This window comes from Pseudomonas sp. 313, assembly GCF_000316965.1.
Lineage (GTDB): Bacteria > Pseudomonadota > Gammaproteobacteria > Pseudomonadales > Pseudomonadaceae > Chryseomonas > Chryseomonas benzopyrenica.
The window spans coordinates 1-14,214 of record NZ_ANBZ01000030.1 but is presented as its reverse complement, the minus strand read 5'-3'; the positions used below and the strand labels follow the sequence as shown (position 1 = coordinate 14,214).

Genomic DNA, 14,214 nt, shown 5'->3' with positions numbered 1-14,214 from the left:
CCCGTCTGGCCTGAATCTGATTTCCGCGACATTTCGATTTATTGAATCAAGCTGCCACTGTAGTTCTGAGAGCTTATTTTCTGTGTCCAGCAGTTGTTTGCTTTTATTGAAAAACATAATCATAACCCTTGTGCAAATGAAATAATACTTGGAGCCTAATTTATACTGTATCGGTTAGCGCAACCGCTTCTTGAGAGCATAGCTCTTTATAGTTGGTAAATTAGCGATTTGCAGCCATGTGTCATATTGAGCTATACCCTAACTGGATGTCAGGCAGGGCCGCGCCGCTTCGTCAGAATAGAGTCATCTTTCGCATTTTTTGACACATGCCTGCAAAGGTCATGGATTTCAGCCTGACAGAAATGGGCTTTGAGGCACAACGGAACAGAAAGTGCATTTAAGCCGCCTTCAACCAAGGAGACATCGTGCAGGGGCACCGCATCGGCTACGTCCGGGTCAGCAGCTTCGACCAGAACCCGGAACGCCAGCTGGAACAAACCCAGGTGAGCAAGGTGTTCACCGACAAGGCATCGGGCAAGGACACCCAGCGCCCCCAGCTCGAAGCGCTGCTGAGCTTCGTCCGCGAAGGCGATACAGTGGTGGTGCACAGCATGGATCGGCTGGCCCGCAACCTCGATGACCTGCGTCGCTTGGTACAGAAGCTGACTCAACGCGGCGTGCGCATCGAGTTCCTGAAGGAGGGTCTGGTGTTCACTGGCGAGGACTCGCCGATGGCCAACCTGATGCTGTCGGTGATGGGGGCCTTCGCTGAGTTCGAGCGCGCCTTGATCCGCGAGCGGCAACGTGAGGGCATCACCTTGGCCAAGCAGCGTGGCGCGTACCGGGGCCGCAAGAAAGCCCTGTCCGATGAGCAGGCTGCTACCCTGCGGCAGCGAGCGGCGACCGGCGAGTCCAAGGCGCAGCTTGCCCGCGAGTTCAACATCAGCCGGGAAACTCTCTACCAGTACCTCCGCACGGACGACTGACACATGCCGCGTCGTTTGATCCTCTCTGCCACGGAGCGGGACACCCTGCTCGCGCTGCCGGAAAGCCAGGATGACCTGATCCGCTACTACACCTTCAACGATTCCGACCTGTCGCTGATCCGCCAACGGCGCGGCGACGCCAACCGTCTGGGCTTTGCGGTGCAACTCTGCCTGCTGCGCTACCCCGGCTATGCGTTGGGCACCGACAGCGTGCTGCCCGAGCCGGTCATCCTGTGGGTGGCCAAGCAAATCCAGGCCGATCCGACGAGCTGGGCAAAGTACGGCGAGCGCGACGTGACCCGCCGCGAGCACGCCCTGGAGCTGCGCACCTACCTGCAACTAGCCCCGTTCGGCCTGTCCGACTTCCGCGCCCTGGTGCGTGAGTTGACCGAACTGGCCCAGCAGACCGACAAGAGCTTGTTGCTGGCCGGTCAGGCGCTGGAGAGCCTGCGGCAGAAGCGGCGCATCCTGCCGGCGCTGAGCGTGATTGACCGGGCCTGCTCGGAAGCCATTGCGCGGGCCAATCGGCGGGTCTACCGTGCCCTGGTCGAACCTCTCACGGACTCGCATCGGGCCAAGCTGGACGAACTGTTGAAGCTCAAGGCCGGCAGCAGCATCACCTGGTTGACCTGGCTGCGCCAGGCACCGCTGAAACCCAACTCCCGGCACATGCTTGAGCACATCGAGCGGCTGAAGACATTTCAGCTGGTGGCCTTGCCCGAAGGCCTGGGCCGGCACATCCACCAGAACCGCCTGCTCAAGCTGGCCCGCGAGGGTGGGCAGATGACGCCCAAAGACCTCGGCAAGTTCGAGCCGCAGCGGCGCTATGCGACCCTGGCCGCCGTGGTGCTGGAGAGCACTGCAACCGTGATTGATGAGCTGGTGGATCTGCACGACCGCATCCTGGTCAAGCTGTTCAGCGGCGCGAAGAACAAGCATCAGCAGCAGTTCCAGAAGCAGGGCAAGGCGATCAACGACAAGGTGCGCCTGTACTCGAAGATCGGCCAGGCGCTGCTGGAGGCCAAGGAAAGCGGTAGCGACCCCTATGCCGCCATCGAGGCGGTGATTCCCTGGGACGAGTTCACCGAGAGCGTCAGCGAAGCCGAGCTGCTGGCCCGGCCGGAAGGCTTCGACCACCTGCACCTGGTCGGCGAGAACTTCGCCACCCTGCGCCGCTACACGCCGGCTCTGCTGGAGGTATTGGAGCTGCGCGCCGCCCCGGCCGCGCAGGGCGTGCTGGCAGCCGTGCAGACGCTGCGCGAGATGAACGCCGACAACCTGCGCAAGGTGCCGGCCGATGCTCCCACCGCCTTCATCAAGCCGCGCTGGAAGCCACTGGTGATCACCCCGGAAGGCCTCGACCGGCGCTTCTACGAAATCTGCGCCCTGTCCGAGCTGAAGAACGCCCTGCGCTCCGGCGACATCTGGGTCAAGGGCTCGCGGCAGTTCCGCGACTTCGACGACTACCTGCTGCCGGCCGAGAAGTTCGCCGCGCTCAAGCGGGAACAGGCCCTGCCGCTGGCGATCAACCCGAACAGCGACCAGTATCTGGAAGAGCGCTTGCAGCTGCTGGACGAGCAGTTGGCCACTGTCGCCCGCCTGGCCAAGGACAACGAGCTGCCCGATGCCATCCTCACCGAGTCCGGGTTGAAGATCACCCCGCTGGATGCGGCGGTGCCGGATCGGGCGCAGGCGCTGATCGACCAGACCAGTCAGTTACTGCCGCGCATCAAGATCACCGAACTGCTGATGGACGTGGACGACTGGACGGGCTTCAGCCGCCACTTCACCCACCTGAAGGACGGGGCCGAGGCCAAAGACCGGACGTTGCTGCTGTCCGCGATTCTCGGTGATGCAATCAACCTCGGGCTGACCAATATGGCCGAGTCGAGCCCCGGACTGACCTACGCCAAGCTGTCCTGGCTGCAAGCGTGGCACATCCGCGACGAAACCTACTCGGCGGCCCTGGCCGAGTTGGTCAACCACCAGTACCGCCATGCCTTTGCCGCCCACTGGGGCGATGGCACCACCTCGTCCTCCGATGGCCAGCGCTTCCGCGCGGGCGGCCGGGGCGAAAGCACCGGGCACGTCAACCCGAGGTACGGCAGCGAGCCGGGACGGCTGTTCTACACCCATATCTCCGACCAGTACGCGCCGTTCAGCACCCGCGTGGTGAATGTCGGCGTCCGCGACTCCACCTATGTGCTCGACGGCTTGCTGTACCACGAATCCGACCTGCGGATCGAGGAGCACTACACCGACACGGCCGGCTTCACCGATCACGTCTTTGCCCTGATGCACCTGCTGGGCTTCCGCTTCGCGCCACGCATCCGCGACCTCGGCGAAACCAAACTGTACGTGCCGCAGGGCGTGCAGGCCTACCCGACGCTGCGCCCGCTGATCGGTGGCACCCTGAACATCAAGCACGTGCGCGCTCATTGGGACGACATCCTGCGCCTGGCCAGCTCGATCAAGCAGGGCACCGTTACCGCCTCGCTGATGCTGCGCAAGCTCGGCAGCTATCCGCGTCAGAACGGCCTGGCTGTCGCCCTGCGCGAACTGGGCCGGATCGAACGCACGCTGTTCATCCTGGACTGGCTGCAAAGTGTTGAGCTGCGCCGCCGCGTGCATGCCGGCCTGAACAAAGGTGAGGCGCGCAACTCGCTGGCCAGGGCGGTGTTCTTCAACCGCCTTGGGGAAATCAGGGATCGGAGCTTCGAGCAGCAGCGCTACCGGGCCAGCGGCCTCAACCTGGTGACGGCGGCTATCGTGCTGTGGAACACGGTGTACCTGGAGCGCGCCACCCAGGGGTTGGTCGAGGCCGGCAAGCCGGTGGACGGCGAGCTGCTGCAATTCCTGTCGCCGCTGGGCTGGGAGCACATCAACCTAACCGGCGATTACGTCTGGCGGCAGAGCCGCAGACTGGAAGACGGGAAGTTTCGGCCCCTACGGATGCCCGGAAAACCTTAGCGTACGATTTTTTCCGAATTCTGCGAGCTCCCCCAGGATGTCGAACTTGCAACGCTCGAATGGGTTCACTGGTACAACCACCATCGCCTGCTCAGCCCGCTTGGGTACGTGTCGCCGGCAGAAGCAGAGGAAGTCTACAATCGGAACGTGGCGCTCCCCGCTCGCGCGGCGTAGCGCCAAACTCGGCGGTCTCCGACAAACCCGGGGCGGTTCACACAGCTTCATGTGCGACACCTGCAGCTTGCGGTAAATGCCGCCGATAACCAGACCTTCCTCGGACCAGTCAAACTGAAACGCTTCGCCCAGCTCGAACTGCAACGGCACAAACGCCGACTTCGAAACCGCCTTGCCTTCGCCTTGCCGCCAGGCCCGGATGAAATCGGTTACCCGCGAATAGCAGCCATCGTAGCCGCTTGCCTTGATCTCCTGGAACAGCATCCAGGCGGTGCGTCGCTCCTTCTTTGGCCGCCGTGCGTCCACGGTGAGTGCCTGCACCAGCGCTCCATGAAACGGCGTCAGCCGGGTCGACTGCGAGCGACGTTGATACTTCGGCTCTTCCTGAACATCCATGTTCAGGTATTTGCTAATCGTGTTGCGCGACAGGCTTGTGAGACGCGCTATCTCGCGTACCGACTTGTTCTGGCGGTGGAACATCCGCCGCACCTTGCCAATCATCGTCATCGGGATCATCCCCAAACACCCTGCGTGAAAAACTAGCAGGATAGGTTGATTACCCGGCTCAGTTTTCAGTCGGCGCGATCCCTACAAGTGGCTCAATTTTCGGTCGGCGTAAACAGCCGCCAGCTTAATCACCTCAAAGTCGTAGGCAACGCCCAGGGCGTACTGACGCGGCGTGGTGTCGCTGCCTTGTGCGTGGCTGCCACGCAGTTGATCGAAAGTCAGCGTGACGTTCAACGGGCCGCCCAGGTAACGCACGCCAGCGGTGATACCGCGCGCATTGTCGGCGGTCGCGAAACCGCGCTGGCCAGCGTCGGTGCCGTCCACGCCAAAGGAGTAGCCCAAGCCCAGCTCCAGCCCGCCGATCGAGGGCGTGCGATACATGATCATGTTGTCCAGGCGGTACGTGTTGGCGGCGCTGAAACCCAACCCCATGTTGGCCTGCGTGTAGCTGGTGTAGAAGGGGTCGATGTCGGCCAGGTAGCGCGACGCCATGTTCTGCTGCCGCCCGAACTCCAGGCTACCCCAGGCGTCGTGGGCAATGCCGATGGTGGCCTGACGGCCGAACATCCTCCCGTTCTGGTCGCGTTGGCCATTGGTGGAATCGAATCCGCTTTCCAGCACGAATTCGACACGCAGCCCATCGCCCAAGTCGTCGCTGCCGCGCAGGCCCCAGCGCGACCCGTCCTGGTTGCCAGTGGTCATGCCTAGATGGCTGTGATCATACCCCCCCACCATCGACCTTGTAGTAGCTGATGCCGGTGTCGATCAGCCCGTACAGGGTGATCGTGGGTTCGGCCTGCGCCACGCCGGCGCCCGCCGCCAGGGCAGCGGCAAACATTATTTTTCTCATTACGCGTTCTCGCGGGAACAAGGACAGGAAGGCTTAGCGGGAAGTCGGCTCCAGGCTGGGCTGCGAACCTGCGACGCAAGAGACCATGTACGCACCGTCCTCCTTGCGCACGCCGTGGATGTCATGCTCGAAACCGGGAAAGCGCAGGTCGTAGTCCTGCAAGGCCTTCAGGTAGGTCAGCAGGGGGCCATCGAGTGGGCCGACGTTCTCGCCGGGCATCATCAGGGGGATGCCCGGCGGGTAAGGCACTACGCCGGTGGCGACCACGCGGCCGGCCATTGCATCCAGTCCGACCTCTTCAATGTCACCGCGCACCAGGTGCTCATACGCCTGCACCGGGCTGAGCGCGGGCTCGGGCAGTGTGGAGAACGCTTGAGACATGCTGTGCGTCGTACGCAGCTCGGCCATGGCGCCGAACATGCTGTCGCAGAGCGTGCGCAAGCCCATGTCCTGATAGCGGCCCGAATAGTCGTACACTAGGTCCGGCAGTACCTGCTGCAGGGGCGCGTTGGCATCGTAGTCGCGCTTGAAATCCAGCAGCGCGTTGACCAGCGTGCCCCATTTGCCCTTGGTGACACCCATGGAGAACAGGAAGAGGATAGTGAAATCTGTGGTCTTCTCGGCGACGATGCCCTGCCGTGCGAGATAAGCAGTAACCACCGCAGCAGGAATGCCGACCGGCAATAGGCCGTTCTGCCCCATGCCGGGTGTGATGACGGACACCTTGATTGGATCCAGCATGCAGTAGCCGTCTTCGATCGCACCGAAGCCGTGCCACGCGGCGTTAGACCTCAATACCCAGCAAGACGCGTCCGTGGCTAGTTGCTCCGCATCGGCAGCATGGAATGGGCGCGTAACACCACCATTCACTTCGGTCACCAGGTCGGGCTGCCACACGTCGAAGAACCAGTCGCCCTTGGCGGCGAACTCTGCACTAATGCGAGCCAGCAATTGCCGGAATGCAATCGCCTCGCGGATGGAGTCGCCGGTAAGCGCCGCTCCACCCGGGCCGTCCATCATCGCCGCGCTGACATCGTTAGACGCTATGATGGCGTAGTTCGGCGACGTCGAGGCGTGCATCATGAACGCCTCGTTGAAGCGCGAGTGTTCGATGGGCCTGCGGCCGTCGCGCACGTGGATCATGGACGCCTGAGACAGGGCCGCCAGCAGCTTGTGGGTGGACTGAGTGGCGAATACCGATGGCCTGTCGCCGACGTACTGTGCGGGGTCGCCGTGCATGGCGTAGCGTTCACGGTACAGCGGATTGAAGCGGGCGTAGCCGTACCACGCCTCGTCGAAATGCAGCCGGTCGACGCTGCCGCCCAATAGTTCCTCCACCCGTGACACGTTGTAGCAAAGCCCGTCATAGGTGGAGTTGGTGATGATCGCGTGGACCGGAGCCGGATCGATGCCCTCTACCACCAGCGCATTGTCGGCCACGCTGCGACGGATGGCGGCGGGCGTTAGCCGCTCGGGCGGGATGGGGCCGATCAGCCCGAAGTGGTTGCGCAACGGTACAAGGTAAGTAGGAATGGCGCCTGACAGCGTCATGGCGTGCTCTACCGACTTGTGACAATTGCGGTCGCACAGTGCGATCTGACCGCGCGTCACGCTGGCCATGAGGATGACCCGGTTGGACGTGGACGAGCCGTTGGTCACATAATACGTGCGATGCGCGCCGAACACGCGCGCGGCATAGGCCTCTCCGGCGCCGATCGGACCGGAATGGTCCAGCAGCGACCCCATCGAGCCCACGGAAATGGACAGGTCGGAGCGGAACAGGTTCTCTCCGAAGAAATCGAAGAACGCACGGCCTGGTCCCGACTTCAGGAAAGCCGTGCCGCCGGTGTGGCCTGGCGTGTGCCAGGAATATTCGTAGACCTGCGAGAAGCGCGCCAGCGCGCCGAACATGGGCGGCAGCACGGCTTCGCGATAGCGCTGCATGGCGGCGACGATGCGTCCACCGATGAAGACCGTGGTGTCTTCCAGCAGCCAGATGAAATCGTCCGCCTTCTGCATGGCCTGCACCGGCACTTGCGAGGCACTGCTACGGTCGGCCAGCAGAAAGATGGGAACCGTGGCGTTTCGCTCGCGCACGGCATCTAGCACTCCCATGGCTTGGCCATGGTCTTCGTCGCCATCCAGGTCCCAGTTCAGCAGCAGGCACTGGATCATGGGATCGGACTGGATGACGGCCCGGGCATCGTCGCCCGAGCGCGCCACCAGCACTTCGACGGCGCGCTGCTCCAGTTCCAGTGCGATGCCGCGCACGGCGCGGCCGGCCGCGGTGGCGTTGTCATAGTCTTCATGCACCAGCAGGCCCTTCATGCCCAGCCGCCGGGAAAGAGTTGACATTTTGTACTCCTTGCTGCGTTGAGGCCGCTGTCAGACCGCCTTCTGGTCCTGGTTGCGTACCAGATCGAACTTGTGGGAAACCGTGCCATAGAGCAGCCAGCCGAAGAAGGTCACCAACGCGCCCCAGAACATGGCCTCCTGGCCCGAGCTGTACAACGCATAGAAGCTGTACGCATTGCCGACGAAGGCCATGGACAGCGACAGGGAGTACTCGCGCGACCCCGCGCCGTAGGCTTTCATCATGACCGCCAGCGCAGACATGCTCAGGATGTACGGCACCAGGTTAGTCACCACCGCCAGGTTGACCAGCAAGTTGAACTGCTCGGACAGCGAAGGACTCATGGTCATCATGGCAAGCCCCGTCTGCACCAACGTCAAGATGATCATGCCGACCACCGGCGTCCCTTTGGCCGTGGCTTTGCCGAATAGGCGCACGAAGTAGCCGACATCTGACGACGACTTGAATACCTGCGCCACCGTGAACTGCCAGCCCAGCAACGATCCCAAGCAGGCGATGATCATCAGCGCGATCACTACCTGGCCAGCGGCCGGCGACATTATTCTCGAGAAGGCCAGACCGAAGGGTGCGCTGGATTTGATCAGTTCCGCGTTGGGAATGATGCCGGCGACGACATTGGTCGATGCGATGTAGATGAGCGCCACCCCGATGGTGGCCACCAGCACGGCGATGGGCACGGTGCGCTCGGGGTTTTCCACCGCGTCGGCGTTGGCGCAGGCCGACTCCAGACCCAGAAACGACCACAGCGTGATTGAGATGGAGGCCGACACGGCGTCTAGCGTACCCATGTTGCGAGGGTTCCAGGCGTCGAGGTAAATCTGCGGATCAAACCAGAACCAGCCGATCAGCGAGATGCCGACCACGGGCAGGATGATGCCCCATACCGTGACCGCACCGATTTGGCCGGTGATGCGCGCGCCACCGAAGTTGGGCACGGTGGTCAGCCACAGCACCGCGATGCTAGCCAGTGACACCGCTACGGGCGACAGCGTCCAGCCGAAGAAGGCCTGCATGTAGCCCACCGCCGTCAGTGCGATGGCAACATTGGCGATCAGCAACGATACGCCGTAGGTGTAGTTGGCCAGAAAGTTGCCCGCCGTGCCGAAGGCGTACTCGGCGTAGCCGCCCATGCCGCCAGCCTTGCGGTTGAAGCGGCCGCATTTGGCGAAGGCGTAGGCCAGCGCCAGCGACCCCAGCGCGGTCACGATCCAGGAAGTAATGGACAGTGTGCCCACCTCGGCGAGCTTGGTGGGCAGCAGGATGATGCCCGAGCCCATCATGTTGACCACGGTCAGCAGCGTTAGCTGCATGACCCCCATCTTGTGGACAGTGGCGGCAGTGCTCATGCGGAGGCTTCCTTCACGACGTAGCCATAGGCGCGGCGCGAACCGTCCGCTTCCCGGTTGAGATAGACGCCCTGTATCTCGGGTTCGAAGCCCGGCAGCGCGTTGATGCCTGATTCCAACGCCCGGAAGTAGTCCAGCGCCGGGCCTTGCCAGCGTTCGCCGGGCACCACGCATAGGATGCCGGGCGGATACGGCAGCGCCCCTTCCGCGGCGATGCGTCCGTCGATAGCGCTCAGCGGAACCAGCTCGACCTCGTTGCGCACCAGCGCATCGTTGGCCTCGACGGGCAGCATGGCCTTGCTGGGGAACTCCGCCTTGCGGAACATGCGCGTCTGCAACTGCTTCATGTCGTGGCCGCGGTAGAAATCGTGCATGCGCTGGCACAGTTGGCGCATGCCCATGTGGCCGTAGACCTCCGGGTAGGCGGCGCACAGCGAGGGCAGCACCTCGCGCAGCGACGCGTCGTTGTCCACGTGGCGCTCGAACTGCGCGATGTGGGCAATCAGGTGCTGCAGCTTGCCCGCGGACTCGGACGGCGTAAGCAGGAAGAGGATGGAATACAGGTCCGCCTTTTCGGGAATGATCGCGTTCTCGCGCAGGTAGCGCGCCAGGATCGAAGCGGGTACGCCAAAGCTGGAATAGGCGTGGGTGTCGCGGTCGATGCCGGGCGTGGTCAGCAGCAGCTTGCACGGATCGACGAAATACTGGTTGTCGGCATATCCCTCGAAGCCGTGCCAGTCTGCGGCCGGGTGGAAGCGGAAGAAGCGCAGATCGTCGACGATGACCTCGGTGTCGTGATCCGCCCAGGGCTTGTCGTCGATCATCCGGGGGATGAACGGCCGTATCTGCCGGCACGTCTTGAGCAGCAGCTTGCGGGCTTCCACGCCCATCTTCACGCAATCGCGCCACAACCGGCGGCCGGCCTGGCCGTCGTGCATCTGGGCATTCACGTCCAGCGCCGCGAACATGGGATAGAACGGGCTGGTCGAGGCATGCATCATGTAGGCGTTGTTGAAGCGCCGGTGGTCGCAGAAGCGCTGCTGCCCTTCCAGGTGCCTGTCTTTCTTATGGATCTGCGAGGTCTGCGAGAAACCCGCCTGCTGCTTGTGTACCGACTGCGTGACGATGATGCCGGGGTCGTCCGGCCCCAGTTCGAGCAGCAGCGGCGAGCAGTCCTGCATCATCGGGATGAATTGCTCGTAGCCTACCCAGGCCGAGTCGAACAGGATGTAGTCGCACAGATGGCCGATGCGGTCGACCACCTGGCGGGCGTTGTAGATGGTGCCGTCGTAGGTGCCAAGCTGGATCACCGCCAGGCGGAACGGACGCGGCAGGTCGGCGCGCTCGGGCGCGACCTCGCGCACCTGTGCGCGGATGCTCTGCTCGTCGAAGGCGCTGGCGTCTATACCGCCAATGAAGCCCCAGGCATTGCGCGCCGTCTCCAGGTACACCGGCCGCGCGCCGGACAGCACCAGCGCGCCCATGTGCACGGACTTGTGGTTGTTGCGGTCGAACAGCACTAGGTCACCGCGCGCAAGCAGCGCGCTGGTGACGACCTTGTTGGACGTCGATGTACCGTTTAGTACGAAATAGGTCTTGTCGGCGTTGTAGATTCTTGCCGCGTTGCGCTGGGCCTCCAGCGCGGCACCTTCATGGATGAGCAGGTCGCCCAGCTTGACGTCCGCGTTGCACAGGTCGGACCGGAACAGGGTTTCGCCGTAGAAATCGAAGAACACCCGGCCCAACGGATGGTTGGCGAAGAACTGGCCGCCCTGGTGACCCGGGCAGTCGAATTCGACGTAGCCGCGCTGCACGTAGTCTTTCAGCGCCTTGAAGAACGGCGGCAGCAGATTCTCCGTGTACCGCTTGGCCGCATCGGATATCTGACGGCCGAAATAATGCCGTCCGCCGTGGCCCAGTTGGATCACGCCGGCTACCCGCAGCAGCAGGTTCTCGGGAAGGGACTCGCCAGGTTGGACTGCGGCGAACAGCGGGACGGAAAAACCGGTCTGCTCGATTCGGCTTGCCACCTGGGCCAGCGAGCCCAAGGGGGCAACCGCGGCAGCGATGTCCGTAAAGTCGGTAGAAAAAACATCGACTTGCCCATATTCAGTCAGAAACAGGCCGTCAAGCGCTGGATCAACCGCGACTTTAAACAAAGACATCAGATATCCGCCTTTTTCTGCTAACAATCAGGATGCATGGTGGAATTGCTCGAGCAAAGCTCCCTCGCAGGAACAATCCGCGAACATGGCTTACTTGAAGATGCAAATATAATATAACGACATTAACGTAGAGAAATTGACGGATGTCAATTTATTAGGGATCTGACCAAGGGAGACGCTGCAAAAATAGTCAACCGTCTCCAGCCTTGGCACACTGACCACCTTTAACCCACTACCCTCTCCGTGAGCGTTACGCGCGTGCAGAAGACCTTCTCCGAACTCGAATACGCCGGCAAGAAAAAGCAGACTCGCCGAGATCGCTTCCTGGCTGACCTTGAACAGCTGGTGCCCTGGGCACAGCTGGAGGCGCAAGTGGCGCCGTTCTATAGCGACACCAAAGGCAAGCGCGGACGCCCTGCGATTGGGTTGTCACGCATGCTGCGCATGTATGTCGTGCAGCAGTGTTTCGGTTTCTCCGGGGATGAAGGTTGCGAAGATGCCATCTACGACAGTCAGGCCATCCGTGGTTTCATGGGCATCGACCTGGGCCGCGAGTCGGCACCGGATGCCACCACCTTGCTGCGTTTTCGCCGCTTGCTGGAGACCCATCAGCTAACGCGGGTGCTCTTTGAAACGATTAACCTGCATCTGGCCAGCCGGGGTCTACTGCTCAAGGAAGGCACTATCGTCGATGCTACCCTGATCGCTGCGCCGCCCTCAGTCAAGAACCGAGAAGGCAAGCGTGATCCTGAGATGCATCAGGCCAAGAAAGGCAATCAATGGCACTTCGGAATGAAGGCCCACATTGGTGTCGACGCCACGTCGGGGCTGGTGCACAGCGTGGTAGGAACGGCCGCCAACGTGGCGGATGTCACTCAGGTCGACCAGTTGCTGCACGGTGTCGAAACCTATGTGTCGGGTGACGCTGGATACACCGGCGCGGCCAAGCGACCGGAGCATGCTGAACGGGACGTTATCTGGTCGATTGCAGCCCGACCAAGCAGCTACAAGCAACACGGCGAAGGCAGTGTGCTGTACCGGGTCAGGCGCAAGATCGAATACGCCAAGGCGCAACTGCGTGCCAAGGTCGAGCACCCATTCCAGGTAATCAAGGTGCGCTTCAATCATCGTAAGGTTCGCTACCGCGGGCTGGAAAAGAATACGGCGCAGTTGTTCAGTCTGTTTGGGTTGGCCAATCTGATGCTGGCCAAGCGGTATTTGCAACGGGCGGCGGGATAAATCCGTCTGCAAGGCGGGATTGACCCGCCAATCAGCAACATGAGGGCGAAAATCGACCCTAAAAATGTAAAATAAGGCCGGTTGTTTGGAAAAAATCGCTTGGAAATGGGGACGGTGGGAATGGATTAATTGTTCAGCGTCTCCCTAGTTCAATTGAATTATCTCAGAGCACACTTAATTTAATAAACGGTGCGGTTATTTTGATTACACAGCTAAATGCTCAGGCTAAAGATATCGAGAAAATTGTTACCACCATCCAAGGCGTGGCAGAACAAACTAACTTACTAGCACTTAACGCCGCAATTGAAGCTGCCCGAGCGGGTGAAATGGGCCGAGGATTTGCTGTAGTAGCCGACGAGGTTCGTCAGTTGGCAGCTCGAACTAGCAGTGCCACCGTGGAAATCCAGAATGTGGTAACTGCTAAGGAATCTCCGAACAAGTCCTCAAATGTGGTGAAATCCGCCTACCCCCCGATCCGAGCCACCCATGAGCCAGATGAGCTTTTCCGATTTCGAATATGCCGGCAAGCGCAAGCAGACACGCCGCGAACGCTTCCTCGCCGAGATGGATCAGGTCGTGCCCTGGGCAGGTCTGCTGGGCCTGATCGAGCCGTTCTACCCCAAGGCCGGTGGCGGTAGAAAACCTTATCCTCTGGACACCATGCTGCGCATTCATCTGCTGCAAAACTGGTTCTCCTTGAGCGACCCGGCCATGGAAGAAGCGCTCTACGAAATCACACCCATGCGCCAGTTTGCACGCCTGACCTTGAGCGCCCCGATACCTGAAGACACCACGATCATGAACTTCCGGCACCTGCTGGAAAAGCACCAACTGGCCCCTGCAATCCTCGCGGTCATCAACGGTTATCTGCAGGAAAAAGGCCTGTCTCTGCGCCAGGGCACCATCGTCGATGCCACCATCATTCACGCCCCTTGCTCGACCAAGAACGAGGAGGGAAAGCGCGATCCCGAGATGCATCAGACCAAGAAAGGCAATCAATACTTCTTCGGGATGAAGGCGCATATCGGCGCCGATGTCGAGTCAGGACTGGTTCATCATGTTCATGGTACGGCGGCCAATGTGGCCGATGTCACGCAGGTCGCCGAACTGTTGCATGGCGAAGAAAATGCGGTCTTTGCAGACGCTGGATACACCGGTGTCGAGAAGCGTGCAGAGCATGAAAATCGTGACGTCATCTGGCAAATCGCGGCGCGGCGCAGCACCTATTCCAAGGTGGGTAAACGCAGCGTGCTCTACAAGGCCAAGCGCAAGATCGAGTACTGCAAAGCTCAAACACGGGCCAAGGTCGAGCACCCGTTTCGAGTGATCAAGCGTCAGTTTGGTTACGTGAAAGTGCGCTTTCGTGGGCTGGTCAAAAACACGGCTCAGCTGACCACGCTGTTCGCTCTTTCAAATCTTTGGATGGTTCGAAAACAGTTGATGGGTATGGGTGAGTTGCGCGCATAACACGGAAACCCGGGCGGAAATGCCCTCGAAACACGCTGCATCAGGCCATTTTCAGCGGAAAGCGCTGATTGCTGAGTGAATTTTCGGCTTGCCGCTGCCGCGCGGCAAGTTGTTCGGAGCATCCCTAACGGAAAGC

9 protein-coding genes and 3 pseudogenes are annotated in these 14,214 nt (G+C 61.3%); 6 read left to right on the top strand and 6 right to left on the bottom strand.

All coding sequences use genetic code 11. The annotated features are described in order from the left end of the window. Positions 1-425 precede the first annotated feature (425 nt). The 3 genes and pseudogenes from C722_RS0106560 to C722_RS26145 all read left to right on the top strand — a co-directional run. On the top strand, positions 426-986 hold the full coding sequence (locus C722_RS0106560) for a recombinase family protein (protein ID WP_017639737.1): 561 nt from the start codon (positions 426-428) through the stop codon (positions 984-986). Between the two features lie 3 nt (positions 987-989). Beyond that, positions 990-3,956 carry a Tn3-like element TnAs1 family transposase gene (locus C722_RS0106555; protein ID WP_017639736.1) on the top strand — a complete coding sequence of 989 codons (2,967 nt, stop codon included), beginning with the start codon at positions 990-992 and terminating at the stop codon, positions 3,954-3,956. Positions 3,957-3,995: 39 nt separating this feature from the next. Further along, positions 3,996-4,130: pseudogene (locus tag C722_RS26145) on the top strand (IS3 family transposase); the annotation flags it as partial. A gap of 39 nt (positions 4,131-4,169) precedes the next feature. Here the strand turns inward: C722_RS26145 and C722_RS26660 are convergent. From C722_RS26660 to C722_RS0106530, 6 genes and pseudogenes are all read right to left on the bottom strand, one after another. After that, positions 4,170-4,637, bottom strand: a pseudogene (locus tag C722_RS26660) (IS21 family transposase); the annotation flags it as partial. Positions 4,638-4,718: 81 nt separating this feature from the next. Further along, entirely contained in the window at positions 4,719-5,339 is a 621-nt protein-coding gene (locus C722_RS24685) for a porin (RefSeq protein WP_051226137.1), read from the bottom strand. A 16-nt stretch (positions 5,340-5,355) separates the two neighbouring features. Next, positions 5,356-5,487 carry a porin gene (locus tag C722_RS26545; protein ID WP_121757903.1) on the bottom strand — a complete coding sequence of 44 codons (132 nt, stop codon included), beginning with the start codon at positions 5,485-5,487 and terminating at the stop codon, positions 5,356-5,358. Between the two features lie 33 nt (positions 5,488-5,520). Continuing rightward, positions 5,521-7,842 carry an Orn/Lys/Arg decarboxylase N-terminal domain-containing protein gene (locus tag C722_RS24680; RefSeq protein ID WP_037063316.1) on the bottom strand — a complete coding sequence of 774 codons (2,322 nt, stop codon included), beginning with the start codon at positions 7,840-7,842 and terminating at the stop codon, positions 5,521-5,523. Positions 7,843-7,872: 30 nt separating this feature from the next. Then, positions 7,873-9,207, bottom strand: a complete 1,335-nt coding sequence (gene potE / locus C722_RS0106535; RefSeq protein ID WP_017639734.1) for a putrescine-ornithine antiporter — start codon at positions 9,205-9,207, stop codon at positions 7,873-7,875. After that, positions 9,204-11,372 (bottom strand): ornithine decarboxylase, encoded by a 2,169-nt coding sequence (locus tag C722_RS0106530; RefSeq protein ID WP_026083691.1) that lies wholly within the window; start codon positions 11,370-11,372, stop codon positions 9,204-9,206. The genes potE and C722_RS0106530 overlap by 4 nt, the downstream gene beginning before the upstream one ends. 258 nt (positions 11,373-11,630) lie before the next feature. Between C722_RS0106530 and C722_RS0106525 the strand changes: the two genes are divergently transcribed. From C722_RS0106525 to C722_RS0106520, 3 genes and pseudogenes are all read left to right on the top strand, one after another. Continuing rightward, a complete protein-coding gene (locus C722_RS0106525) occupies positions 11,631-12,611 on the top strand; it encodes an IS5 family transposase (RefSeq protein ID WP_017639732.1) in 981 nt (326 codons plus the stop codon). 176 nt (positions 12,612-12,787) lie between these two features. After that, positions 12,788-13,022, top strand: a pseudogene (locus C722_RS25690) (methyl-accepting chemotaxis protein); the annotation flags it as partial. A gap of 75 nt (positions 13,023-13,097) precedes the next feature. Continuing rightward, positions 13,098-14,078: an IS5 family transposase gene (locus tag C722_RS0106520; protein WP_007158801.1), complete on the top strand. Its 981-nt coding sequence runs from the start codon at positions 13,098-13,100 to the stop codon at positions 14,076-14,078. Positions 14,079-14,214 lie beyond the last annotated feature (136 nt).

Excerpts from the sequence above, each read along its gene's own strand:
- C722_RS0106555 (WP_017639736.1), top strand. The coding sequence starts at position 990 with ATGCCGCGTCGTTTGATCCTCTCTGCCACGGAGCGGGACACCCTGCTC.
- C722_RS24685 (WP_051226137.1), bottom strand. The coding sequence starts at position 5,339 with ATGACCACTGGCAACCAGGACGGGTCGCGCTGGGGCCTGCGCGGCAGC.
- C722_RS26545 (WP_121757903.1), bottom strand. The coding sequence starts at position 5,487 with ATGAGAAAAATAATGTTTGCCGCTGCCCTGGCGGCGGGCGCCGGCGTG.
- C722_RS24680 (WP_037063316.1), bottom strand. The coding sequence starts at position 7,842 with ATGTCAACTCTTTCCCGGCGGCTGGGCATGAAGGGCCTGCTGGTGCAT.
- potE (WP_017639734.1), bottom strand. The coding sequence starts at position 9,207 with ATGAGCACTGCCGCCACTGTCCACAAGATGGGGGTCATGCAGCTAACG.
- C722_RS0106530 (WP_026083691.1), bottom strand. The coding sequence starts at position 11,372 with ATGTCTTTGTTTAAAGTCGCGGTTGATCCAGCGCTTGACGGCCTGTTT.
- C722_RS0106520 (WP_007158801.1), top strand. The coding sequence starts at position 13,098 with ATGAGCCAGATGAGCTTTTCCGATTTCGAATATGCCGGCAAGCGCAAG.